The 23,235-nt window shown below is 65.8% G+C and carries 30 protein-coding genes; 20 read left to right on the top strand and 10 right to left on the bottom strand.

The genetic code is table 11. The features are described from left to right. The first annotated feature begins 5 nt into the window (after positions 1-5). From WJU17_RS11965 to dnaQ, 3 genes are read left to right on the top strand one after another with little or no spacing between them, the layout of a single operon-like run. Complete coding sequence (locus WJU17_RS11965; protein WP_346327633.1) at positions 6-926, top strand: shikimate dehydrogenase; 921 nt, start codon at positions 6-8, stop codon at positions 924-926. Further along, positions 923-1,561, top strand: a complete 639-nt coding sequence (coaE, locus tag WJU17_RS11960; protein WP_346327632.1) for a dephospho-CoA kinase — start codon at positions 923-925, stop codon at positions 1,559-1,561. Before WJU17_RS11965 ends, coaE begins: the two co-directional genes overlap by 4 nt. Then, on the top strand, positions 1,558-2,229 hold the full coding sequence (dnaQ, locus tag WJU17_RS11955; RefSeq protein WP_346327631.1) for a DNA polymerase III subunit epsilon: 672 nt from the start codon (positions 1,558-1,560) through the stop codon (positions 2,227-2,229). The genes coaE and dnaQ overlap by 4 nt, the downstream gene beginning before the upstream one ends. Before the next feature lie 38 nt (positions 2,230-2,267). Here dnaQ and secB read toward each other — a convergent pair whose 3' ends face one another. Both secB and WJU17_RS11945 read right to left on the bottom strand, forming a co-directional pair. Beyond that, on the bottom strand, positions 2,268-2,738 hold the full coding sequence (gene secB / locus WJU17_RS11950) for a protein-export chaperone SecB (RefSeq protein ID WP_346327630.1): 471 nt from the start codon (positions 2,736-2,738) through the stop codon (positions 2,268-2,270). Between the two features lie 93 nt (positions 2,739-2,831). Next, on the bottom strand, positions 2,832-3,314 hold the full coding sequence (locus WJU17_RS11945; RefSeq protein WP_346327629.1) for an FxsA family protein: 483 nt from the start codon (positions 3,312-3,314) through the stop codon (positions 2,832-2,834). A gap of 144 nt (positions 3,315-3,458) precedes the next feature. Here WJU17_RS11945 and WJU17_RS11940 point away from each other — a divergent pair, with 144 nt between their 5' ends. The 4 genes from WJU17_RS11940 (at position 3,459) to WJU17_RS11925 (ending at position 6,454) form a co-directional block, all read left to right on the top strand. Beyond that, positions 3,459-4,145, top strand: coding sequence for a Tim44/TimA family putative adaptor protein (locus tag WJU17_RS11940; RefSeq protein WP_346327628.1), 687 nt, complete (start codon positions 3,459-3,461; stop codon positions 4,143-4,145). Positions 4,146-4,169: 24 nt separating this feature from the next. Beyond that, entirely contained in the window at positions 4,170-5,384 is a 1,215-nt protein-coding gene (locus tag WJU17_RS11935) for a murein transglycosylase A (RefSeq protein WP_346327627.1), read from the top strand. Next, the gene (locus tag WJU17_RS11930; protein ID WP_346327626.1) at positions 5,381-5,953 is read left to right on the top strand and encodes a Smr/MutS family protein; all 573 of its coding nucleotides are present in this window, start codon (positions 5,381-5,383) and stop codon (positions 5,951-5,953) included. Before WJU17_RS11935 ends, WJU17_RS11930 begins: the two co-directional genes overlap by 4 nt. 78 nt (positions 5,954-6,031) lie before the next feature. Further along, positions 6,032-6,454, top strand: coding sequence for a limonene-1,2-epoxide hydrolase family protein (locus WJU17_RS11925; protein ID WP_346327625.1), 423 nt, complete (start codon positions 6,032-6,034; stop codon positions 6,452-6,454). Positions 6,455-6,458: 4 nt separating this feature from the next. On the opposite strand, the gene WJU17_RS11920 is transcribed toward WJU17_RS11925, so the two are convergent. From WJU17_RS11920 to hslV, 3 genes are read right to left on the bottom strand one after another with little or no spacing between them, the layout of a single operon-like run. Continuing rightward, a complete protein-coding gene (locus WJU17_RS11920) occupies positions 6,459-6,965 on the bottom strand; it encodes an N-acetyltransferase family protein (protein ID WP_346327624.1) in 507 nt (168 codons plus the stop codon). After that, positions 6,965-8,278 (bottom strand): ATP-dependent protease ATPase subunit HslU, encoded by a 1,314-nt coding sequence (hslU, locus tag WJU17_RS11915; protein ID WP_346327623.1) that lies wholly within the window; start codon positions 8,276-8,278, stop codon positions 6,965-6,967. The genes WJU17_RS11920 and hslU overlap by 1 nt, the downstream gene beginning before the upstream one ends. Continuing rightward, positions 8,275-8,823 (bottom strand): ATP-dependent protease subunit HslV, encoded by a 549-nt coding sequence (hslV, locus tag WJU17_RS11910; RefSeq protein ID WP_346327622.1) that lies wholly within the window; start codon positions 8,821-8,823, stop codon positions 8,275-8,277. The genes hslU and hslV overlap by 4 nt, the downstream gene beginning before the upstream one ends. A gap of 119 nt (positions 8,824-8,942) precedes the next feature. Between hslV and hisB the strand changes: the two genes are divergently transcribed. The 7 genes from hisB (at position 8,943) to WJU17_RS11875 (ending at position 12,862) form a co-directional block, all read left to right on the top strand. Further along, a complete protein-coding gene (hisB, locus tag WJU17_RS11905) occupies positions 8,943-9,542 on the top strand; it encodes an imidazoleglycerol-phosphate dehydratase HisB (protein WP_346327621.1) in 600 nt (199 codons plus the stop codon). Further along, complete coding sequence (locus WJU17_RS11900) at positions 9,542-9,952, top strand: DUF2628 domain-containing protein (RefSeq protein ID WP_346327620.1); 411 nt, start codon at positions 9,542-9,544, stop codon at positions 9,950-9,952. Before hisB ends, WJU17_RS11900 begins: the two co-directional genes overlap by 1 nt. Before the next feature lie 71 nt (positions 9,953-10,023). Further along, positions 10,024-10,677 carry an imidazole glycerol phosphate synthase subunit HisH gene (hisH, locus tag WJU17_RS11895; protein ID WP_346327619.1) on the top strand — a complete coding sequence of 218 codons (654 nt, stop codon included), beginning with the start codon at positions 10,024-10,026 and terminating at the stop codon, positions 10,675-10,677. Further along, a complete protein-coding gene (gene hisA / locus WJU17_RS11890; RefSeq protein ID WP_346327618.1) occupies positions 10,674-11,396 on the top strand; it encodes a 1-(5-phosphoribosyl)-5-[(5-phosphoribosylamino)methylideneamino]imidazole-4-carboxamide isomerase in 723 nt (240 codons plus the stop codon). The genes hisH and hisA overlap by 4 nt, the downstream gene beginning before the upstream one ends. After that, a complete protein-coding gene (gene hisF / locus WJU17_RS11885; protein ID WP_346327617.1) occupies positions 11,390-12,157 on the top strand; it encodes an imidazole glycerol phosphate synthase subunit HisF in 768 nt (255 codons plus the stop codon). Before hisA ends, hisF begins: the two co-directional genes overlap by 7 nt. A gap of 10 nt (positions 12,158-12,167) precedes the next feature. Beyond that, positions 12,168-12,488, top strand: a complete 321-nt coding sequence (locus WJU17_RS11880; RefSeq protein ID WP_346327616.1) for a phosphoribosyl-ATP diphosphatase — start codon at positions 12,168-12,170, stop codon at positions 12,486-12,488. Continuing rightward, the gene (locus tag WJU17_RS11875) at positions 12,485-12,862 is read left to right on the top strand and encodes a histidine triad nucleotide-binding protein (protein WP_346327615.1); all 378 of its coding nucleotides are present in this window, start codon (positions 12,485-12,487) and stop codon (positions 12,860-12,862) included. The genes WJU17_RS11880 and WJU17_RS11875 overlap by 4 nt, the downstream gene beginning before the upstream one ends. Here WJU17_RS11875 and WJU17_RS11870 read toward each other — a convergent pair whose 3' ends face one another. Then, a complete protein-coding gene (locus WJU17_RS11870; RefSeq protein WP_346327614.1) occupies positions 12,863-13,579 on the bottom strand; it encodes a TetR/AcrR family transcriptional regulator in 717 nt (238 codons plus the stop codon). A 210-nt stretch (positions 13,580-13,789) separates the two neighbouring features. Here WJU17_RS11870 and WJU17_RS11865 point away from each other — a divergent pair, with 210 nt between their 5' ends. Genes WJU17_RS11865 through WJU17_RS11855 form a run of 3 tightly spaced genes read left to right on the top strand, consistent with a single transcriptional unit; the run spans position 13,790 to position 17,668 of the window. Further along, positions 13,790-16,237: a TonB-dependent receptor gene (locus tag WJU17_RS11865; RefSeq protein WP_346327613.1), complete on the top strand. Its 2,448-nt coding sequence runs from the start codon at positions 13,790-13,792 to the stop codon at positions 16,235-16,237. A gap of 11 nt (positions 16,238-16,248) precedes the next feature. Further along, complete coding sequence (locus WJU17_RS11860) at positions 16,249-17,133, top strand: phytanoyl-CoA dioxygenase family protein (protein ID WP_346327612.1); 885 nt, start codon at positions 16,249-16,251, stop codon at positions 17,131-17,133. A gap of 13 nt (positions 17,134-17,146) precedes the next feature. Beyond that, positions 17,147-17,668: a VOC family protein gene (locus WJU17_RS11855; protein WP_346327611.1), complete on the top strand. Its 522-nt coding sequence runs from the start codon at positions 17,147-17,149 to the stop codon at positions 17,666-17,668. 7 nt (positions 17,669-17,675) lie between these two features. On the opposite strand, the gene WJU17_RS11850 is transcribed toward WJU17_RS11855, so the two are convergent. Then, the gene (locus WJU17_RS11850; RefSeq protein ID WP_346327610.1) at positions 17,676-18,659 is read right to left on the bottom strand and encodes an adenosine kinase; all 984 of its coding nucleotides are present in this window, start codon (positions 18,657-18,659) and stop codon (positions 17,676-17,678) included. 89 nt (positions 18,660-18,748) lie between these two features. On the opposite strand from WJU17_RS11850, the gene WJU17_RS11845 reads away from it, so the two are divergent. Then, the gene (locus WJU17_RS11845; protein ID WP_346327609.1) at positions 18,749-19,429 is read left to right on the top strand and encodes an EI24 domain-containing protein; all 681 of its coding nucleotides are present in this window, start codon (positions 18,749-18,751) and stop codon (positions 19,427-19,429) included. Positions 19,430-19,439: 10 nt separating this feature from the next. Further along, positions 19,440-19,946, top strand: a complete 507-nt coding sequence (locus WJU17_RS11840) for a hypothetical protein (RefSeq protein WP_346327608.1) — start codon at positions 19,440-19,442, stop codon at positions 19,944-19,946. 19 nt (positions 19,947-19,965) lie between these two features. Here WJU17_RS11840 and nth read toward each other — a convergent pair whose 3' ends face one another. Then, a complete protein-coding gene (nth, locus tag WJU17_RS11835) occupies positions 19,966-20,598 on the bottom strand; it encodes an endonuclease III (RefSeq protein WP_346327607.1) in 633 nt (210 codons plus the stop codon). 20 nt (positions 20,599-20,618) lie between these two features. Between nth and WJU17_RS11830 the strand changes: the two genes are divergently transcribed. Continuing rightward, complete coding sequence (locus tag WJU17_RS11830; RefSeq protein ID WP_346327606.1) at positions 20,619-21,146, top strand: DUF2244 domain-containing protein; 528 nt, start codon at positions 20,619-20,621, stop codon at positions 21,144-21,146. On the opposite strand, the gene dapB is transcribed toward WJU17_RS11830, so the two are convergent. Together dapB and dnaJ are read right to left on the bottom strand one after the other, a co-directional pair. Next, positions 21,143-21,949 (bottom strand): 4-hydroxy-tetrahydrodipicolinate reductase, encoded by an 807-nt coding sequence (dapB, locus tag WJU17_RS11825; RefSeq protein WP_346327605.1) that lies wholly within the window; start codon positions 21,947-21,949, stop codon positions 21,143-21,145. The genes WJU17_RS11830 and dapB overlap by 4 nt on opposite strands. An 87-nt stretch (positions 21,950-22,036) precedes the next feature. Continuing rightward, the gene (gene dnaJ, locus WJU17_RS11820) at positions 22,037-23,179 is read right to left on the bottom strand and encodes a molecular chaperone DnaJ (RefSeq protein ID WP_346327604.1); all 1,143 of its coding nucleotides are present in this window, start codon (positions 23,177-23,179) and stop codon (positions 22,037-22,039) included. Between the last annotated feature and the right edge of the window lie 56 nt (positions 23,180-23,235).

Here is a 23,235-nt window from a genome sequence, read left to right as displayed (position 1 = left end):
ACCGCGTGTCTTCCAATCCTTCCATCCTCGCCGGCGTGATCGGCTGGCCCATCGCCCATTCGCGCTCGCCGCTGATTCACGGCCACTGGCTGCAACAGCACCGGATTTCCGGGGTCTATATTCCGCTGCCCGTCCGGCCCGAGGACGCCGCTTCCGCCATTCGTGCCCTGCCGAAACTGGGGTTTGCCGGGGTGAATGCCACGCTGCCGCACAAAATCATCGCCCTCGACGTCGCCGATGAGGTCGATGCGTTGGCGCGCCGGATCGGCGCGGCGAACACGCTGGTCGTCCGCGACGGGGCGATCCATGCCACCAATACGGACGCGGAAGGGTTCATGGAGAATCTTCGTGTGTCGGCGACCGCCGCTCTGCGAGACCGCTTTACACGAGACAGTCAGGGGGCTGGTCATGCCGGCTTCCTGCTGAACGCGCCTGAATTCAACGTCTCCTCCGGGCCGTCCGTGGTGCTGGGCGCGGGCGGCGCCGCCCGGGCGATCCTGGTGGCGCTGCTCGATGCGGGTGCTCCCGAAATCAGGCTGGCGAACCGTACGCGCGGGCGAGCCGATGACTTGGCCGCCGAACTGGGCGCGGGCAGGATAACCGTGATCGACTGGGCCGAACGGTCCGCCGCGCTGGCCGGCGCGGCGCTGCTGGTCAATACCACCAGCATGGGAATGCATGGTCAGGAGCCGCTGGAGATCGCACTGGACGATTTGCCGGCGGACGCCGTCGTCAACGATATCGTCTATGCACCGCTGGAAACCGGTCTGCTGGCGGCCGCGCGGGCGCAGGGAAACATCACCGTCGACGGTCTCGGCATGCTGCTCTATCAGGCGGTTCCAGGTTTCGAGGCGTGGTTCGGCGTCCGGCCGGCGGTAACGGAAGAATTGCGAGCGATCGTGGTGCGGGATCTGGGGGGCAAATGATACTGATCGGCCTGACGGGCTCCATCGGCATGGGGAAATCGGAAACCGCGCGCATGTTTCGGCGCGAAGGCGTCCCTGTCTATGACGCCGACGCGGCGGTTCATGCACTGATGCGCCGTGGCGGCGCCGCGGTCGCGCCTGTGGAGGCCGCCTTTCCCGGCGTGGTCAAGGATGGCGCCATCGACCGGCCCGAGCTCGGCAAGCGTGTCTTCGGCAAGCCCGAGGAACTGCGCAAGCTCGAGAAGATCATCCATCCGCTTGTCGGTCAGGCCCAGCGGCGGTTTCTGCAGGCGGCGCAGCGGCGCGGAGAAAGGCTCGTCGTGCTCGATATCCCGCTGCTGTTCGAAACCGGCGGCGACCGCTACGTCGACGTGTCCGTCGTCGTCTCGGCGCCGGCCGCCGTGCAGCGCAAACGCGTGCTGGCGCGCCCGGGCATGACCGCCGAACGCCTCGATCAGGTGCTGAAATTGCAGACACCTGACGCGATCAAGCGGCGTAAGGCTGACTTCATCGTCCCCTCGGGCCTTGGCAAGGCCTTTGCCCGCCGGGCCGTGCGGCGTATCATTGCCCAGGTCCAGCACCGGTCCGGCCTCGTGTGGCCGTACCGCATCCTGACGCGGCGGGCACGCAAATGACGCGGGAAATCGTCCTCGATACGGAAACCACCGGCTTCGATCCGCTTCAAGGGGATCGGGTCGTCGAAATCGGTTGTGTCGAGCTGGTCAATCACATGCCGACCGGCCGGACCTTCCATGTCTATCTGAATCCCGACCGGGACATGCCGACCGCCGCGTTCAACGTGCACGGCCTCTCGGAGGAATTCCTCTCCGACAAGCCGCGCTTTCGCGAAGTGGTCGATGATTTCCTGGCATTCACCGAGGATGCGACGCTGATCGCGCACAACGCGTCCTTCGACGTCAATTTTCTCAATGCTGAATTGTCGCGGGTGAAACGGGCGATGATTCCCGGCGACCGGGTCATCGATACGCTGGCGCTGGCGCGGCGGAAATTTCCCGGTGCCAACAACAGCCTCGATGCGCTGTGCCGGCGGTTTCAGATCGACAACAGCAGCCGCACCCTGCACGGCGCCTTGCTCGATTCCGAGTTGCTGGCCGAGGTTTATCTGGAGTTGATCGGCGGCCGTCAGCCCGGTCTCGTGCTGTCGGTGGAATCGTCCCGTGCGCTCGTGGTCGTCAAACGCCAGCAGCGGCCAGCCCGGCCGCATGCCGCGACCGAGGAGGAACTGGCGGCCCATGCGGCGTTCATCGCCAGGCTGCCCAACGCGCTCTGGCTGCAGGATTAGAGGAAGAAAACGAGCGACCGGTCTCCCGGCCGCCGGGATCAGTTCGGCTTGGTGCCTTCCGGCATGGCGCCGCGCTGGGCGCGATAGAGCGCGCCGAAATCCACTGGTTCGAGCAGCACGGCAGGGAAACCGCCATCGCGGATGGCGTCGGCCAGGATGCGGCGGGCGAACGGGAACATCAGGCGCGGGCATTCCACCAGCAGCAGCGGCGGCAGGTGCTGTTCCGGAACGCCGCGGATACCCCACAGGGTGCCGTATTCCAGCTCGACCACGAAGGCGACCGTGTCTTCGCTCTTGGCTTCCACGGTGATGGTCATCACCGTTTCATAGCCCTCGGCGCCCATCTGGTTGACGCGCACGCCCACATTCACGTTGATCGCGGGCTTCTTTTCCTCGATCAGGCGGAAGATCGACGGGGCATTGGGGCTCTCGAAGGACAGGTCCCGGATATACTGGGTCAGCAGGACCACCTGGGCGTCGCCCTGCGGCTGTTCGTTCTCTTCACTCATCACAATGCCTCGCTGGATTTGAGCGCGCGACTTTAGCGGCGGTGGCGGAAGGCTTCAACCGGCTTCTCGATCTGTTCGAAGGGCGCGAAAATCCTACGGAAGACGCGGCGGTTCCGGGGGGTTCCCATTGTCGTTTGCGCCGGGCATCACTTCGAAATCGCCTTCGATGACCCCAGAAGTGGCACTCGACCGCGCCGTGCCGCCCCGCCGGGCGGCGCCCATCACCGTCATCCGGGCGGCCATGGCACGGGCCATCATGCGGCGGGTGGGGGGCAGGAACAGCAACAGGGCAAGGATGTCGGTGAAGAAGCCGGGGACGATCAGCAGCATGCCGGCGATGAACAGGCAAAGGCCCTCGACGGCCTCGCGCACCGGTGCCTCGCCGCGTTCGATGCTGGCCTGGGCGCGGCGCATGGTCTGAAGGCCCTGAGCCCTGACCAGGACGATGCCGAGGGCGCCCGCGCCGAACACCAGGGCGATGGTGGCAAGCGCTCCGATGGCTTCGCCGACAACGATGAACAGAAAGATTTCCACCGCCGGAAGCACCAGGAATATCAAAACCAGAGCAAATACCATGCTTGTTCTTTCGTCGGCCTCGAATTATCTATGGTCTGAAGCGGATTTCGCCTTGAAAGCGGGTCGCCGCGTCCTTTCTTACCTAAGGCCGCGACGAGTGCGGTTCAATCGATGAATGCGCGGCGGGAAGGGTTCAGGAATTTCATGAGCGGCATGTGGGACATCATACTTCTGGCCTTGCTTGCGGGCTTCGTGGCCTTGCGGCTGGTCAGCGTCCTGGGACGCCGTACGGGCAATGAGCGCCGGCAGGAAAATCCGCAAGGCCTCGAACGCGCGCCGGCTGGTCCGAAAGATACCAAGGCCGCCGATCCGGCTGGGCGGGACAGGCAGCCTTACGCCGCCGATTCCAGTCCTGCCGTGGTCATCGACCGTGACACGCCGCTCGGCAAGACGCTCTCTCGCATCATGGTTGCCGACCGCACCTTCGACCCGGAAGGTTTTATCGATGGCGCCCGCAGCGCCTATGGCATGATCACGGAAGCCTTTGCGCAGGGTGATCGCGAGACGTTGCGTTCGCTTCTCAGCCCCGAGGTTTACGCTGATTTCGATGCCGCCATCGCCGACCGCGAGGCGCAGGACCGCACCATGCAGACCACCATCGTCGATGTGGCCAGCAGCGAGATTACCGAAGCGCGTCTCGAAAACGGCACGGCCGAGGTCACTGTCACTTTCAAGTCCGAGCTGATCAGCGTGGTGCGCGACGCGGAAGGCCGTATCGTGGAAGGCAACCCGTCGGACACGGAAAAGGTCACCGACATCTGGACGTTCGCTCGCCAGGTGAAGGATCGCGACCCGAACTGGTTCCTGGTCGCCACCGAGTCCAAAGACTGATCGGGCGGCGAAGGCCGGCCGACCGTGAAGACCCCGTCACCCTTTCCTCTCGTCTATCTGCTGCTCGGCGCCCTGTTGGCCGCCGGGCTTTACCTTGTCTGGCTTCGGTCCGTGACGCCCGGACCGGATGACGCAGAACCGCCGCTGTCGCTGACCGTGGTCGGCTACGACGCGCTGCGCGGCTGGACCGACGATGATCAGGCTGGCGCGCTGACGGCATTCCGCCGTTCCTGCGCCGCCATGCTCAAGCAGCCCGATGAAAAGCCGCTGGACGGCGCGGGCTTCGCTGGCGCCATCGGTGATTGGCGGGCGGCCTGCGAAGCCGCCGTCAGTCATCCCGACAATGCCGCCCGCGCCTTTTTCGAACAATGGTTCCAGCCTGTCGCCATTGCCGCCGGCAACGAGCCGACGGGCCTGTTCACCGGCTACTACGCGCCTATAGTCGATGGCAGCCGCTCGCGGGACGCGCGTCATACCGTGCCGCTCTACCGGATGCCGCCCGAGCTGGTGATGCTGGATCTGGGTCTGTTCCGCCCCGCCATGAAAGGCGAGCGCATCGCCGGGCGGGTCGAGGGCAATCGCCTCGTGCCATACGCCACCCGTGCCGAGATCGTCGCGGGCGCGCTCGCCAATCGCGGTCTCGAGATCATGTGGCTTGCCGACCCGGTCGATGCCTTCTTCCTGCAGATCCAGGGTTCGGGGCTGGTGCGCCTGCCCGATGGCGGGTTGGCGCGGCTCGGTTACGCGGGCCAGAACGGTCATCCCTACACGCCCGTGGGCCGTTTGCTGATCCAGCGCGGCGAACTGACACGGGAAGAGGTCAGCATGCAGCGCATCCGCGACTGGATCACGGCCAATCCCGGGCCGGGCGCGGCGCTGATGGACGAGAACCAGTCCTATGTCTTCTTCGAGGAACAGCAGGCCGAAGGCGCCATCGGCGCCCAGGGCGTGCCCCTGACTGGCGGACGCTCGCTCGCCATCGACCGGAAATACATGCCGCTCGGCGCGCCGTTCTGGCTGGAATCCGTGGGCGAGGACGGCAACCGCCACATCGCCAGCCTTGTGATCGCGCAGGATACCGGCGGCGCCATTCGCGGCATGGTGCGCGGCGATTTCTACTGGGGCGAGGGCGACCAGGCCGAACACTCGGCCGGGGGCATGAAGGACAAAGGGCGCTATTATGTCCTGCTGCCGCGCCCGCTTGCTGAACGTATCGCCGCCGCGCCGGCCAAGCCATGACCCGCAAGCCGCTCCGCCCCGAGGATGCGGCCCTCTGGGCGGCGGTGACCCAGGACATCGTGCCGCTGAAGGGCAGCAAGCCGCTGCGCTTCGACGCGCTGCGCCACCCGCGCGACATTCCGGTCAAGGAACACTCGGCCCGCCGGCACGCGGCGGAGCCCATGTTCGATCTGCCGCCGCGCCAGCTGACCTCGGCGCCCCAGTCGCTCACCGGCCTCGACGGTGCCCGTGCCAAGCGCCTGCAGCGCGGCCAGTTGCCGGTGGAAGGGCGTATCGATCTCCACGGCATGACCCAGGACAAGGCCTATCGTGCTCTCGGGCCCTTCCTCGCCCGCTCGCAGGAGATGGGCAAGCGGGTGGTGCTGGTCGTGACCGGCAAGGGCGGCGCGCCGAGGAAGGACGATCTGGAAGCGCACTGGAGCGAGCCGCGCACCGGGGTGCTGCGCAGCCTCGTGCCGCAATGGCTGGCGGAAGGCCAGAACAGCGCTCGCGTCGTCGCCTGGCACCCGGCCAGCCCCCAGCATGGCGGCGAGGGCGCGCTCTACGTGGTGCTCCGGCGGCTGCGCTGATCCGCCGTACCGATTGAATTTCCCCTCATCGTGCTCAACAATGGACCGTGTTCCGGTAAAAGGGCAGGGGAGGCTCCGATGATTGATTTCGACCTCGCGCAGGACGACCGCCAGCGGGCGGCCCTGGCGCTGTTGAAGGCCATGGAGGACCGCACCCTGCGCGATCACATGCGCGAGGCCTGCACGGAGGATGTGGTCTGGGCCAACAGCGGCATCCCCACCTTACATGGCCAGCAGGCGATCTTCGATCTCATGGACAGCGGCGGGTTCGCGGCCATGATCCCCATTCTCAAGGGCATGACGTCGTTCACGGCGGACGTCTTGCATATCGCCAGCAATGGCGACGCGGTGTTCACCGAACGGGTCGATCATCACTGGGACGGGCAGGGGCGCGACCTGATGACGCCGCACATCTGCGGCATCATGGAGTTCCGCGGCGACAGGATCTGCGCCATCCGGGACTTCTACGACACCGCCTGCTACGCCCAGGAACCCCGGTAAAGCATTAGCCGCCGAAGGCCCGTTCCATCATCAGGATGTCCACATAGCGGCCGAACTTGAAACCGGCCTCCGACAGCTCGCCCACGGGCCGGAAGCCGAACTTGCCATGCAGCGCGACCGAGCCCGGATTGGGCTGGGCGATCATGGCGACGGCGCGGTGGACGGCGCTTTCCCGCTCCAGCGCGCCGAACAGTGCCGAATAGAGCGTGCTGCCGATGCCCTGTTCGTCCGCGTGCGGCGCCAGGTAGATGGCGACCTCGACGGTCTGGTCATAGGCCGGCTTGTCGCGGAATCCGCTGGAATAGGCATAGCCCATGATCACATTGGCCGGACCGGCGGCGACGAAGATCTGGTGCGGTCCGCTGGCGCCGAACTGCCTGAACCACCCTTGCCGGTCCGACGCGCGAAACGGCACCGTGTCGAAGGTGATCACGGTATTGGAAACGAAATAATTATAGATCTCGGTGATCGCCGGCAGGTCCGCTTCCGTGGCGCGCCGGGCGGTCGACATCAGAGGATATGCTTGGACAGGTCGGCGTTGCGCACCAGCGCGCCGATGTGCTGTTCCACATAGGCGGCGTCCACGGTCACCGTCGTGCCGGGTTTGTCGGTCGCGTCGAAGCTGATTTCGTCCAGCACCAGTTCTAGGATGGTGTGCAGGCGTCGGGCACCGATGTTCTCGACCGACTGGTTCACGTCGGTCGCGATCCCGGCCAGTGCGTCGATGCCATCCTCGGTGAAATCCAGCGTCACGTCCTCCGTCGCCATCAGCGCCCGGTACTGCTTGATCAGCGAGGCTTCGGGCTCGGTCAGGATGCGGCGGAAATCGTCCTTGCTCAAGGGCTTCAGCTCTACCCGGATCGGCAGGCGGCCCTGCAATTCCGGCAGGAGGTCGGACGGCTTGGCGATGGAAAACGCGCCCGAGGCGATGAACAGCACATGGTCGGTGCGCACCGGTCCGTATTTGGTGCTGACCGTGGTGCCCTCGATCAGCGGCAGCAAGTCGCGCTGCACGCCTTCGCGGGACACGTCGGCGCCGCTCCGCTCGCCCGAACGGGCGGTGATCTTGTCGATCTCGTCCAGAAAGACGATGCCGTTCTGCTCCACCGCCTCGATGGCCGCGCGGGTGACGTCCTCGTCATCCAGCAGCTTGTCGCTCTCCTCGGCCACCAGCAGGTCGTGGCTCTCGGCGACGGTGGTGCGCTTGTCCTTGGTGCGGCCGCCCATCATCTTGCCGAACATGTCGTTCAGGTTGAGCATGCCCATCTGGCTGCCCGGCATGCCGGGAATGTCGAAGGTGGGCATGCCCGCGCCGCCCGTGTCGGCGACCTTGAGGGTGATTTCCTTGTCATCCATCTCGCCGGCCCGCAGCTTCTGGCGAAAGCGCTCGCGGGTTTCCGGCCGGGCATCGGTACCGACCAGCGCGTCCAGCACCCGCTCCTCGGCGGCCAGTTCGGCGCGCGCCCGCACGTCCTTGCGCTTTTTCTCGCGCACCATGACGATGGCGGATTCCAGCAAGTCGCGGATGATCGATTCCACGTCGCGGCCCACATAGCCGACTTCGGTGAACTTGGTCGCCTCCACCTTCATGAATGGCGCTTCGGCCAGACGGGCGAGGCGACGGGAGATTTCGGTCTTGCCGACGCCGGTCGGCCCGATCATCAGGATGTTCTTCGGCAGCACCTCGTCGCGCAGGCCCTCGGGCAGCTGCTGCCGGCGCCAGCGATTGCGCAGGGCGATGGCCACGGCGCGCTTGGCGTCCTTCTGGCCGATGATGTAGCGGTCCAGTTCGGAAACGATCTCGCGGGGCGAAAAGCCGGTCATGCGTTCTCCAGCATCTCGACGGTCAGGTTCTCGTTGGTGAAGACGCAGATGTCGGCGGCGATCTTCATCGACTTGCGCACGATCTGCTCGGCGCTCAGGTTCTCGTCGTACAGCGCCTTGGCGGCGGCCAGCGCGTAATTGCCGCCCGAGCCGATGGCGATGATGCCGTCCTGCGGCTCCAGCACGTCGCCCGTGCCGGTCAGCAGCAGGCTGACATCCTTGTCGCCCACCGCCAGCAGCGCCTCGAGCCGGCGCAGATAGCGGTCGGTGCGCCAGTCCTTGGCCAGCTCGACGCAGGCGCGGGTCAGGTTGCCGCCGTGCTTTTCCAGCTTGCCCTCGAGCCGCTCGAACAGCGTGAAGGCATCGGCCGTCGCGCCCGCGAAGCCGGCGATGATGCTGCCATCGCCGATGCGCCGCACCTTGCGCGCGTTCGACTTGATGACCGTGTTGCCCATCGATACCTGGCCGTCGCCCGCCATGACGAGCGTACCGGCCTTGCGGACCGAAAGGATGGTGGTTCCGTGCCAGGAGGGTGTATCGGACATGGCGGGTTACATAGGTACCTTGCGGAAGGGTTGCAACCACGGAAAACGCGCTGAAGCGCATTGCCTGCGGCGAAAACAGAACTACACAATATCCACTGATCCCGGTATGAGTTTGCGTCATGCGCACCGCCAAAATCGAACGGAACACCAAGGAAACCCAGATCACCGTCGAGGTGAACCTGGATGGCACCGGCGTCTATGACGTGGAAACCGGTATCGGCTTCCTCGATCACATGCTGGAGCAGTTGTCGCGCCACTCGCTGATGGATCTCAAGGTCCGGGCCAAGGGCGACCTGCACATCGATTTCCACCACACCACGGAAGACAGCGGCATCGCCATCGGCGAGGCCGTGTCGCTGGCGCTGGGCGACCGCAAGGGCATCGAGCGGTACGGCTCGGCCGTCATTCCCATGGACGAGACCTGCACCCGCGTGGCGCTCGACCTGTCGAACCGGCCCTATCTGATCTGGAAGGTGGCCTTCTCCCGGCCCAAGCTGGGCGACATGGACACGGAACTGTTCAAGGAATGGTTCCAGGCGTTCTCCCAGTCGGCCGGTTGCACGCTGCATGTGGAAAATCTCTATGGCGAGAACAATCACCACATCGTCGAAAGCTGCTTCAAGGGCGTCGCGCGCAGCCTGAAGCAGGCCTTCGCCATCGACCCGCGCAAGGCCGATGCCGTGCCCTCGACCAAGGGGGTCCTGGGCGGGAGTCTCTGATGGCGACGACGCTCTACACGGTGCACGAACGCGGCGGGCTGGAAGGCGAGGTCGAATTCGTCCGCGAGGGCTTCAGCATCTGGGCGTTCTTTCTCACCTTCCTGTGGCTTTGGGCGCACCGTGCCTGGCTGGCGGGCACGGCGGTCTTCGCCGCACTGATGCTGCTCGGCGTCGGACAGAGCGTGATCGGTATCCCGCTCTATCTCAACATGGCGATCCAGCTGGTGATCAGCATGGGCGTGGGCATCTTCGCCCATGATTTCCACCGCGCCTCGCTCACCCGGCGCGGCTACGTGGAAACGGGCGTATCGACGGGCAGCGGCGTCGAGGAAGCGGAAATCCGCTATTTCGGCAAGCGCATGGCCCAGATCGAGGCGCGACATAGCCCCGCGCCGGCGCTCCCGGCGTAGTTTCAACTTGTCTTGCCCGCCTTAAGCGGGCATCCATGCCCCGACACATCAAACCCCGCGAGACCAGGCTCATGGCCACGGCTGAAACCGTCGCGATCATCGATTATGGCTCGGGCAATCTGCGCTCGGCCGAAAAGGCATTCGCCCGTGCCGCCGCCGAGGCCGGCACCGGTCAGGACGTCTTCGTCACCGCCGATCCTGCCACCATCGCCGCCGCCGGCCGCATCGTGCTGCCGGGCGTCGGCGCCTTCGCCGATTGCCGCCGCGGCCTGCTGGCCATCGACGGCATGGGCGAGGCGCTCGAGGATGCCGTGCGCCGCCGCCGCACGCCATTCTTCGGCATCTGCGTCGGCATGCAGCTGATGGCCGAATGGGGTCACGAGCATGGCCGCCATGCCGGGCTGGGCTGGCTGAAGGGCACGGTGGAGCCGATAGCGCCCGCCGACCCTGCGCTGAAGATTCCCCACATGGGCTGGAACGATCTGCGGATCGAGGCGGCTCATCCGGTCCTCGACGGCATCGCCGCCGGGACACACGTCTATTTCGTCCATTCCTATGCCTTCCATCCCGCCGATCCGGCCGACCTGCTGGCGAGCGTCGACTATGGCGGGCCGGTGACCGCGCTGGTCGGGCGTGACAACATGATCGGCAGCCAGTTCCATCCGGAGAAAAGCCAGGATGCGGGGCTGCGCCTGATCGCCAATTTCCTGAGGTGGCAACCGTGATCCTTTTTCCCGCCATCGACCTGAAGGACGGCCAGTGCGTGCGCCTGCTCTATGGCGACATGGACAAGGCCACCGTCTACGGCGAAAACCCGGCGGCCCAGGCCCGCTCGTTCCAGGATGCCGGTTTCGAGTGGCTGCATCTGGTCGATCTGAACGGCGCCGTCGAAGGCCGGCCGGTCAACGCGCCGGCGGTCGAGGCGATCCTCAAGGAAACCACGCTGCCCGTGCAGCTGGGCGGCGGCATCCGCGACATGGCCACCATCGAGATGTGGCTGGAGAAGGGCGTGCGCCGCGTCATCCTGGGCACCATGGCCCTGCGCGATCCGGGGACGGTGAAGCAGGCCTGCAGGCGGTTTCCCGGCCGCATCGTCGTCGGCATCGACGCGCGCGGCGGCATGGTCGCCGTCGAAGGCTGGGTCGAAACCTCAACCATCACCGTGGTCGATCTGGCCCGCCAGTTCGAGGACGCGGGCGTGGCGGCGATCATCTATACGGATATCGACCGCGATGGCGCCCTGACCGGCGTCAACGTGGAGTCCACCGCCATGCTGGCACGGGCGACCTCCATTCCCGTGATCGCCTCGGGCGGCGTGGCGTCGCTGGACGACCTCACGGCGCTGAAGGCCACGGGCGCGCCGTTCGAGGGCGTGATTTCCGGCCGGGCGCTCTATGATGGACGGCTGGATCCCAAGGCGGCGCTGGAGCTGCTGAAATGCTGAAGGCCCGCATCATTCCCTGCCTTGACGTCAAGGACGGGCGGGTCGTCAAGGGCGTCAACTTCGTCAATCTGCGCGATGCCGGCGACCCGGTGGAGCAGGCCAAGATCTACGACGCGGCCGGCGCCGACGAGCTGTGCTTCCTCGACATCACCGCCAGCCATGAAAAGCGCGGCATCATCCTCGACGTGGTGCGCCGCACCGCCGAGCAATGCTTCATGCCGCTGACCGTGGGCGGCGGCATCCGCACCGTCGATGACGTGCGCGCTCTGTTGCTCGCCGGCGCCGACAAGGCCTCCATCAACACCGCCGCGGTGAACAATCCGGATTTCGTGCGCGAGGCATCCGAGAAGTTCGGCTCGCAATGCATCGTCGTCGCCATCGACGCCAAGCAGGTCGCGCCGGGGCGCTGGGAAATCTTCACCCATGGCGGCCGCACCGCCACCGGCATCGACGCCATCGACTATGCGCGGCAGGCGGAAGCCAATGGCGCGGGCGAAATCCTGCTCACCTCCATGGACCGTGATGGCACGGGCGCGGGCTTCAACATTCCGCTGACCCGCGCCGTGGCCGACGCCGTGCGCATCCCGGTGATCGCCTCGGGCGGCGTCGGCACGCTCGATCATCTGGTCGACGGAATCCGGGAAGGCCATGCGACGGCGGTGCTGGCCGCCTCGATCTTCCATTTCGGCACCTATTCGGTGGCTGAGGCGAAAGCCCACATGGCGGCCGCCGGCGTTGCCATCCGCCCCATCGGGCCATAAGCTTCCGGGCATGACCGAGCATCTGATCGACCGCCTGTTCGCCACCATCGACGCCCGCAAGGGCGGCGATCCGGACAAGAGCTATGTGGCCCGGCTGCACGGCAAGGGCCTGAACAAGATCGCCGAGAAGATGGGCGAGGAAGCGGTCGAGACCATCGTCGCCGCCGTGGCCAAGGACAAGGCGGACACCGTCGCCGAATCCGCCGATCTGCTGTTCCATCTGATGGTGCTGTGGTCCGCCAAGGGCGTGTCGCCGGCCGAGGTGTTCGCCGAACTGGCCCGGCGCGAAGGCATCTCCGGCATCGAGGAAAAGAAGGGGAGGACGGCGTGACGGCCTATGACCAGAACAACATCTTCGCCCGCATCCTGCGCGGCGAGATTCCCTGCAGGAAGGTCTACGAGGACGACCACGCGCTGGCGTTCCACGACATCAATCCCCAGGCGCCCATCCATGTGCTGGTGATTCCCAAGGGACCCTACGTGTCCATGGCCGATTTCACCGCCAACGCGCCGGACGATCTCGTTCTCGGCTTCTTCCGCGCCGTCGGACAGGTGGCGAAAGATCTGGAGCTGGTCGAACCCGGCTACCGGATTCTCGCCAATCACGGGCTGAACTCCCACCAGGAAGTGCCGCATCTGCACATCCACGTCTTCGGCGGCCAGCGTCTCGGCCCCATGCTGGTGAAGGACTGGTCGAAGGGCTGATTACCAGCCCGGCAGCCGCTGCCAGGGGTGACGCCGCCATCCCGTGGTATCGTCCGGCAGCCCGAAATAGCGCAGCGCCACCTCCATCATGTCTCGCTCGAACCGGTTGTCGTCTAGCCTGAAGGGCGGCGCGGCCTGTTCCTGCTCGAACAGCGCCGTCATGGCCAGCGTCTGGTGCAGCAGGTAATGCACCACCGTCACCGCCCTGTCCGTGTCGGCGCAACTCATCTCCGAGGCATGGTCCGCGAGCAGGGCCTGGAACTTGGCGATCGACAGGTTATTCCATTTCCGCGCCCGCTCCTCGACCGCCGGGTTGACCAGCCGCTGCCGCTCGATCAGGCACAGGATCCCCGGATAGGTGCGGTAGGCGAAGAAGAAGCGGTCCACCATGGCCATGACGATGTGCGCGGCGCTAGCCGTCCGCCAAGTCTCCGGCGAAAAGGCATCGGCCGAGGCGTCGGTCAGCGCCTTCGAGAAGCTGTCATGGATCACCTGCAAGATGGCGTCCTTGTCGGGAAACCGGCTGTAGATCGACCCTGTCGACACGCCTGAACGCGCACCGATATCGGCGATGGAGGTGTTGTCATAGCCGTGGCTCGTGAACAGCTCCTCGGCGGCATTCAGCACCGCCTCCATGGACTTGCGGCTGCGCGCCTGCTGTGGCGGCACGAGCCATTCGGACTCCAGATTCCATTTGCTGGCGGACGGCGATCCCATGAAGGCTGAAAAACTCTCGTCGGCGTTGGCGGGCGGACGCTCCAATCTGGCACGGAGCGCGGCGCGGACCGACAGGAATCTTGCAGCTTCATACAGTCAGCCCAGGCGCTTTTTCATTATATAAATAGAACAAGAATATGTATTCTAAATTCCTCGCGCGGGGTATCTGGGGAGACGACCGCCGCGTGCCGTCATCCAGGGGAGGATTCAATGAGCCGTCTGTATTCACTTCCAGCGTATGCCGCGCTGGGCCTGCTGGCCGTTGCCGTGACCGCGCCGCCTGCCACCGCGCAGGATGCATCGCCGCGCTCGGGAGAGTTTCGCGGCCGCCAGATCGAGGAGGTGGTGACCACGTCCCGACAGCGCGAGGAGACGCTGCAGTCGGTGCCCGTCGCCGCCACCGGCTTTTCCCGGGACTCGCTGGAAATGTACGCCATCAGCGATTTGGAGGAGATCGGCACCGAGACGCCGAACCTGGTGGTGGGCCGCGGCGTCAGCGGCAGCGGCCCAACCATCCATCTGCGCGGCGTCGGCACCAATGGCGGCAGCGCCGGGTTCGATCCGGCGGTCGGCATCGTCATCGACGGCGTGTCCTATTCCCGCGGCCGCTGGGTTCAGCAGGGCTATTTCGACGTCGATCGGGTCGAGGTGCTGAAAGGCCCGCAGGCCCTGTATTTCGGCAAGAACAACTCCGCCGGCCTGATCTCGCTGACCACGGCCAATCCGGGCGACCGTTTCGAGGCCTATGGCAAGGTCGGCTACGAGATCGAGGCGCGCGAGCTGGTCACCGAAGCGGTCATGTCCACGCCGATCTCCGACACGGTCGGTCTTCGGCTGGCGTTTCGCTATTCCGAGTTGAAGGGCTTCATCAAGAACCAGGCCGAGCCCATCATCGGGCAGGATCCTCTGGGCTTCGTCATTCCAGGTGCCCTGAATAAGCGTCTGCCCAACGAGCAGGAATATCTGGGCCGCGTCACCCTGCGCTTCACGCCCAACGATCAGCTGGACGCGGTCCTGAAGGTCAGCGCCGCGCGCAACACAGATGCCAGCCGCTACAGCACGTTGCAGCAGAGCATCTGCTATGGCCCTAATGGCCAGCCGCAGCCTATCTTCGGCGTGCGCGATCCGTTCGACGACTGCACGCAGAACTTCACCCAGTCGCTGGCCGACCTGCCGGACGAGCTGATGTCGGGCGAACCGGACGAATTCAAGAAGAATGGCGGCGAGCAATGGTCGGAATTCGAATCCTTTGCCGCCACGTTCCAGGCCAACTACACGCTGGAGGACGTCACCCTGACCTCGATCAGCGCCTATACCTGGTACGATAACCAGTATCTGGGCAATTCCGAGTTCTCGGCGCAGGGCCAGGTCGGCGTCTACGAGAACGCCCGCTACGGCATGTTCAGCCAGGAACTGCGGGCGGTCACCACCTTCGAAGGACCGCTGAACGTCCTGTTCGGCGCCTATTATCAGGACACGGACTTCTCGTTCCGCAATTCCGCCCGCATCTTCGCCGCGCCGCGCGATCCGGTCACCGGCCGTTACTGGTCCTATGACAAGATTTCCACCACCCAGGGCAAGACATGGTCGGCCTTCGCCGAAGCCACCTGGAATATCACCGATACGGTCGAACTGGCGGGCGGCGCGCGGTACACCCGTGAGACCAAGGATTCCGATCTCCAGTCCACCTATGTCCACAGCCTGCTCAGCGGGTCGCTGACCAATCGCAGCCTCCAGAACAAATTCAAGGATTCCAACGTCTCGCCCCAGGCCACGCTGACCTGGCGGCCCGATGACGCGCTCACTCTGTTCGGTGCCTACCGCCAGGGATTCAAGTCGGGCGGCTTCGACAACAGCTTCCTGCTCACCAATGCCAGCGCCGAAACCGAGGATCTGACCTTCAAGAGCGAAACCTCCAACGGTTTCGAGATCGGCGCCAAGACCAGCTGGTTCGATCGTACGCTTCAGATCAACGCCACGGCCTATCGCTACACGTTCGAGAATCTGCAGGTTCAGGAGCTGGACACCGAAACCACCCAGTTCAAGATCCGCAACGCCGGCAAGGCGCGCACGACGGGCGTGGAAATGGATTTCACCTGGCTGGCGACCGATGCGCTGACCTTCCGCGGTGCCGCGTCCTACAATGACGGCCACTATGTGGACTTCCTCGTCGGCTGCTATTCCGGCCAGTCCATCGAGGCTGGCTGCGACCGGGTGCTGAACGTGGCGAATGGCCGGTTCACCTCGCAGGATCGCTCCGGCCAGCCGTTGCTGAAGGCGCCCAAGGTGACCCTGCGCGGCGGGTTCAGCTACGAAATCCCGGTCTCGGATGGCTGGAACGTGGTCCTCACCGGCGATGCGGCCTACTCGGACAAGTTCCTGCTGGATGAAAAAGCCAGTCCCGGGGCCGTCCAGAAATCCTATATCCTGTTCGACGCCAGCGCGCGCCTGCTCGACACGGACGATCACTGGGAGTTCGCCGTGATCGGCCGGAACCTGACCAACGAGGCGATCGCCTTCACCGGTCTGGGCCGTCCGCTGACCGGCGGCTCCTCGGGTCTGCCGGCCGGCACGCCCGGCCAGACCTTCTCGGACGTGACCGTGGGCGTGCAGCGCGGCCGCGAGATCATGTTCCAGCTCACCTACCGCTTCAACTGAGGGAGGCGACCATGTCATCCATGATGAACACCGATCCCCTGCGGGCCTGGAAGGACCAGATCACGCCGGATGTGGTCGAACGCTACCATCGCGACGGCGTGGTGTTCCTGCCCCAGGCCATCCATCCGGAATGGCTGGCGCTGATCGAGATCGGCATCCGCCGGGTGCTCGCCGGGTCCAGCCCCTACAAGTTCAAGTTCTTCGAGGGCGAACCGGGCGAGTTTCTGGACGCCACCCGCAATTTCAGCGTCACGCCCGAGTTCCAGCGCCTGTTGTTCGACTCGCCCATCGCCGACATGCTGGGGCGGATGATCGGGTCGGAGAACGTCTGGCTGCTGTTCGACCATGTCTTCGTCAAGGAAGGCGGCCATTGCAACCGCACGCCGTGGCATCAGGATCTGACCTACTGGCCGGTTGAAGGCACCCAACTCGCATCCATGTGGATCACCCTCGATCCCATTCCCCGCCATGAATCCCTGGAGTTCGTGGTCGGCTCCCATCGGCGCGCACTGTTCGACGGCTTCAACCCGTCGGTCGCCGACGATCCCACCGCGCCCTATTACGGCGAGGGTTTTCCGCGCCTGCCCAATATCGAGGCCGAGCGCGACAGGCACGAGATCGTCTCCTGGGCCATCGAGCCGGGTGACGTGGTGGTGTTTCATCCCGGCCTGCTGCATGGCGGCGGCCAGACCAACGAGGGACGGGTACGCCGGACCCTGTCGGTGCGCTGCTTCGGCGACGACGTGGTCTACGCGTCGCGCCCGGCGTCCCGCCGGACGGCGCCGGCCACGCCGGGTCTTTCGCTGCAATTGAAGCCGGGCGATCCGCTGCGCCACCCGCTCTATCCCAAACTCCGCCCGGTCCCCGCGCGTGAGCGCCCGGACTATTACGCCTGACGAAGGAAGATCCATGCTGCTCAGTCGCTATCCGCTGTTCCAGAAGGCCTATCTGGTCAACGATCTGGAAGAATCCGTGCAGGCCTGGAGCCGCCTCTATGGCGCGGGCCCCTTCAAGATGACGCCGCATCACAAGACCGACACCTTCATGTATCGCGGCACCGATACCGAAGCGGACGTCTCCTATGCCTTTGGCTATCTGGGCGACATGATGATCCAGTTCATCCAGCAGCATGACGACAAGCCGTCGATCTATCGCGATATGTTCCGGCGCGGCGAGCAGGGCTATCACCATGTGGGCATTCTGGTGCACGACTTCGAAGCCGAATATCAGCGCCTGCTCGACATGGGATATGTGGCGGCCTGCCGGCTCTATGCCGACCAGGTCGACGCGGCCTATTTCGACACGCGCGCCGTCAATGGCTGCTTCACGGAGATCCATGGCGATCCACCGAACATCCTGAAGGCCTTCGCCACGTGGAAGCGCGCGCACGATCTCTGGCGCCCGGGCGACAGCCCGTTCTTCAAGTCCTGAGGCGGGCTTAACCCAGTTTGGCCGCCACCAGCGCCTTGAGGTCCGCCTGGGGGCGCGCGCCCATGTGGCTGATGGCTTCGGCGGCGGCGATGGAACCCATGCGGCCGCACTCGGGCAGAGTTCGGCCTGTCGTGTAGCCCGCCAGGAACCCGGCCGCGTACAGGTCGCCCGCGCCTGTCGTGTCGACGAGGGTGACGCCTGCTTCGGCGTCGATCACGTGAACCTCGTCGCCTTGCAGGATGACGGAACCCTTTTCGGAACGGGTGAGGGCGGCGAGCGTATTGGCTCGGCGCACGGCCTGCAGCGCCGCATCGAATTGGTCCACCTGATAAAGCGACAGGATTTCGGCCTCGTTGGCGAACAGGATATCGACCTGCTCCACCAGCTCACGGAACTCGTCGCGGTGCCGGTCCACGCAGAATGAATCCGACAGGCTCAGCGCGACCTTCCGGCCGCCGGCATGCGCGGCCTCGACCGCCTTGCGGAAGGCGTTCTTGGCATTCTCCGGGTCCCACAGATACCCTTCCAGATAGGTCACCTGCGCGGCCTGGATCACGTCCGGGTTGATGTCCTCGGGCGTCAGGCCGACACCGGCGCCCAGGAAGGTGTTCATGGTGCGCTGGGCATCGGGCGTCACCAGGATCAGGCAGCGGCCGGTCGATGCGCCTTCCAGGGCTGGCGGCGTCATGAAGCTGACGCCGATGGACCGGATATCGTGGGCGAAAACCTCGCCCAGCTGGTCGTCGCGCACCTTGCCGATGAACGCGGCCCGCGCGCCCAGCGCCGCGATGCCCGCCATGGTGTTGGCGGCCGATCCGCCCGAGATTTCCACGCCCGGTCCCATCGCGGCGTACAGGCTGCGTGCCTGGTCGTCATCGATCAGCATCATACCGCCCTTGGTCAGGCCGTGCTTGTCCAGGAACGCGTCATCCGCATGGCTGAGCACGTCGACGATGGCGTTGCCAATGCCGACCACATCGATTTCATGCATGGGGAAGCCCTTCTGGCGGTTGAGTCCGGCCGAGTATAGAGTGGGCGCACCAGCACGCAACCGCGCTCTCCGGGGTGGTCTTCCGCAAGATGTTTCAAGCACTTGGCAAGAGCTTCGCCCTGTTCGGCGACCGCACGTTCTGGGCGACGGCCTTCAAGGCGCTGCTTCTGACCGTGCCTCTCGCAGCCTTGGCGGCGTGGGCGGCGTGGCAGGGGTTCGAGGCGCTGCCCGATACGCGGTACCGGCTGCTCAATTACGTCATCGACGCCATCGGCGCCGTCGGATCCGTGTTCATCGGGCTGCTGCTGTTCCCGGCGCTGGCGAGCATGGTCACCGGACTGTTCCTCGACGACATCGCCGAGGCCACCGAACGGCGCTTTTATCCCGCCGACGCGCCCGGCAGGCCCGTAGGGCTCGCGGACTCCGTGCGGCAGGGTATCCGGCTCGCCCTGCTGGTCATCGGCGTCAATCTGCTGGTGCTGCCGTTCTACATCGCCTTCCTGTTCGTGCCGCCGCTGGGCGCCGCGCTTTATTTCACCGTCAATGGATGGTTGCTCTCGCGGGAATATTTCGGGATGGTGGCGTCCCGGCACGCGGGCGCCGCCGAGCAGAAGGCACTGCGCCGGCGGCGGCGGGGCCGGATTTTCCTCGCGGGCTGCGTCCTCGCCGGCCTGTTCGCGGTACCGGTGCTCAATCTGGCGGCGCCGCTGATCGGTACCGCCTTCATGGTGCATATCTTCAAGGGAGTGGCTCAGGGTGCGATTGTCTAGGGTGTTGGTGATGGCGGTGGCGATGGCGTTGACGGCGACGGGAGTCGCGGCCAAACGGGAAAAGAAGCATGCGTCCGAGCCGCCCGCCGCCCAGCTCCCCGCCCAGTCGGGCCAGCCGATCATCCCGTCCATCGAGGAAACCGCGCGCCAGCTCGTGGGCTGGGACGGCGCCGCTCTTCGGGCCAAGTATGGCGAACCGCGCCTGCTGCGCCGCGAGCCGCCCGCCGAGGTGTGGCAGTACGCTGACAGCCATTGCACCATGGTCCTGTTTCTCTATGAGCCGAAGAACGGCAAGGGCCCAGCCAAGGTGGATTATGTCCGCGCCAGAATGAACGCGGGATACGAGGGCAGGGCCGATCTCTGCCTGAGCGACCCGCCTTCGGTCGGTTCGGCCGCGACTCCCGTTGGCGTGCCGGACAACAATCTGCCGCCCGCCAGCCCCGTCATCCTGCGCGGGCGCGAAGACACGGGCACGCCGATCTATTCGCCGGGCGATCCGCCGCCGCCCGGGCGCTAGTCTCGGCCCGGACGCCGTCTCAGATCGTCTTCGCCTTGTAGGCGCACAGATCCTCGACGATGCATTTCGGGCATTCCGGCTTGCGGGCCTTGCAAATGTAGCGCCCGTGCAGGATGAGCCAGTGATGGGCGTCCAGCTTGAAGCGGTCGGGCACCGCCTTGTTCAGCTTCAGCTCCACCGCCAGCGGCGTCTTGCCGGTCGCGAGGCCGGTGCGGTTGCCGACGCGGAAGATGTGGGTGTCCACCGCGATGGTCGGCTCGCCGAAGGCCACGTTCAGCACCACGTTGGCGGTCTTGCGCCCGACGCCGGGCAATGCCTCCAGCGACTCCCGGTCGCGCGGCACCTCGCCGCCATGCTTGTCCACCAGGATGTGCGAGAGCGCGATGACGTTCTTCGCCTTCGAATTGAACAGGCCGATGGTCTTGATGTACTCGCGCAGTTTTTCCTCGCCCAGCGCGACCATCTTCTCGGGCGTGTCGACCACCTGGAACAGCGGGCCGGTCGCGCGGTTGACGCCCACGTCGGTCGCCTGCGCCGACAGGGCGACGGCGACCAGAAGCGTGTACGGGTTGACGTAGTTCAGCTCGGTGCGCGGCGTGCTGTCAGCGCCCTGCAACCGGCTGAAGAATTCCTCGACATCAGCTTTTTTCATGGCCGGGATTGTACCCGCGCATGGCTGCCGGACAAGCGGCACTCTTGGCGGACAGCCGCGTCCGGCCTATCCTTTCGCGCATGACCGAGCCGCCCGTACATTTCGACGCGGTGCTACACCCGCACCGGTCGCTCAGCCCGCGCGCTTTCCTGATCGTGATGATCCTGGTGAGCGGCATCAGCTTCGTCGGCGGCATGGTGTTCCTGCTGATGGGCGCGTGGCCGGTTTTCGGCTTTTTCGGCCTCGACGTGCTGCTGGTCTATCTGGCCTTCAAATTCAACTTCCGCGACGGCAAGCGCTATGAACGGATCCTGTTGACGGACGAGGCGCTGGAGCTGCGCCGGGTGGCGCCCGATGGAAGCGAAACCCTCAGTACCCTCCAGCCTTACTGGACCCGGGTGCTGATCGACGAGGCGGGATGCCTGCTGCTCCGCTCGCATGGCCGGTCGCTCGAGCTGGGCAAGTTCCTGATCGAAGAGGAAAAGGAAAGCTTCCGCGCCGCTCTCGAGGCCGCGCTGCGCGTCCAGCGCGGCGCGCGGCCCGCCTAGAGCTCCAGCACGTCCCGCATGCTGTAGTGCCCGGCTTTCCGGCCGGCGGTCCACAGGGCCGCATGCACGGCGCCTCGGGCGAAGATGATGCGGTCGCCCGCCTTGTGGGTGATTTCGATGCGCTCGTCATCGGCGGCGAAGGTCACGGTGTGGTCACCGGCCACATTGCCGCCGCGCAGCACGGCGAAGCCGATGTCGCCGCGTCTGCGGGCGCCGGTCATGCCGTCGCGGCCCCGGTCGGCCACGTCGTCCAGGTTGACGCCGCGCCCGGCGGCGGCGGCCCGGCCCAGCGCCAGCGCGGTGCCCGACGGCGCGTCGACCTTGTGGCGGTGGTGCATCTCGACGATCTCGATGTCGAAACTGTCGTCCAGCGCCGCGGCGACGCGCTCGGTCAGCGCGATCGCCAGATTGACGCCGAGGCTGAAATTCGCGGCCTGCACCACGACGGTGCGCTGCCCCGCATCTGCAATGATGGTCTGCTGCCCGGACTCGAGCCCCGTGGTGCCGACCACATAGGCGGTCCCTGTCTCGGCGGCCAGCCGGGCGTGCTCGACACTGGCGCGCGGCACGGTGAAGTCGATGACCACGTCGGACTTGGCGAACAGCGCCGCCACATCGTTCTCGAGCCCGATGCCCAGCGCGTCGATGCCGGCGAGCAGGCCCAAATCCTTGCCCCGCTCGGGATTGCCCGGCGCGTCGACCGCACCGGCCACATGGGCGCCCTTGGCCTCGGTCGCCGCGCGGATCAGGGCGCGGCCCATGCGGCCGGCGCCGCCCAGAATGCCGATGGCGAGTTCACTCATGATATCCGCTCCCTGTGCCTCCGCGCCTGGCTCGCGTCCGCCTGACCGGAAGAACGCTCTAGCATGGAACGGGGTGCGCCCCGAACCCTAATCCTTGATCAGATCGTCCCAGAACTCCTTCGCCTTGGCGAAGAAGCCATCGGATTCGGGGCTGGATTGATTGCCGCCGCCCGCCGCCTCGAACTCCTTCAGCAGGCGAACCTGGTCCTTGGTCAGGTTGACCGGCGTCTCCACGCCCACATGCACGAACATGTCGCCGACGCCGCCGCGCTGCAGCCGGGGCATGCCCTTGCCACGCAGGCGGAACTGACGGCCGGTCTGGGTCCCCTCCGGAATGCTGACGCGCGCCTTCTTGCCATCGATGGTCGGCACCTCGATCTGGCCGCCCAGCGCCGCCGTGGTCATGGGGATCGGCACGCTGACATGCAGGTCGATGCCGTCGCGCTCGAACAGCGGGTGCTGCCTGACGGAAAGGAACAGATAAAGATCGCCCGCCGGTCCGCCGCGCCCGCCGGCCTCGCCCTCGCCGGACAGCCGGATGCGCGTGCCGTTCTCGACACCGACGGGAATGTTCACCGACAGGGTCTTGTCGCGCATCACGTGGCCGGCGCCGCCACAGGCCGTGCACGGATCGCTGACCGTCTGGCCGGCGCCGTGGCAGGTCGGACAGGTCCGCTCGACGGTGAAGAAACCTTGCTGGGCGCGGACCTTGCCCATGCCCTGGCAGGTCGGACAGGTCACCGGCTTGCTGCCTGGTGCCGCGCCGGAGCCATCGCACGGCTCGCACGCCACCGAGGTTTTGATGGTGATCTCGGCCTGCTTGCCCGCGAACGCCTCTTCCAGCGTCACCTCGTAATTGTAGCGCAGGTCGGCGCCGCGCTGCGGCCCGCCCCGGCGCTGGCCGCCGCGGCCGCCAAAGGCGTTGCCGAACAGATCCTCGAAGATGTCGCTGAACGAGCCGTTGAAATTGAAGTCGAAGCCGCCCGCGCCGGGACGGCCGCCATTCTCGAACGCCGCATGGCCGTACTGGTCATAGGCCGCGCGCTTCTGCGGGTCCTTCAGGACCTCGTAGGCCTCGTTGATGGAACGGAACTTCTGTTCCGCCGCCGCGTCGCCGGGATTGCGGTCGGGATGGCACTCCATGGCCATGGAGCGGAATGCCTTCTTGATCTCGGCATCGCTCGCGCCGCGGGCGATTCCCAGCAATTCATAATAGTCCGCCTTGGCCATGCAGCAGGTCCTGGTCGTTCGATCCTGAAAGACAACGGGCGGCAGGTACGACCTGC

The organism is Iodidimonas sp. SYSU 1G8, assembly GCF_039655775.1.
In the GTDB taxonomy this organism is placed as follows: domain Bacteria; phylum Pseudomonadota; class Alphaproteobacteria; order SMXS01; family SMXS01; genus RI-34.
This window is presented reverse-complemented; position numbering and strand designations above follow the sequence as displayed.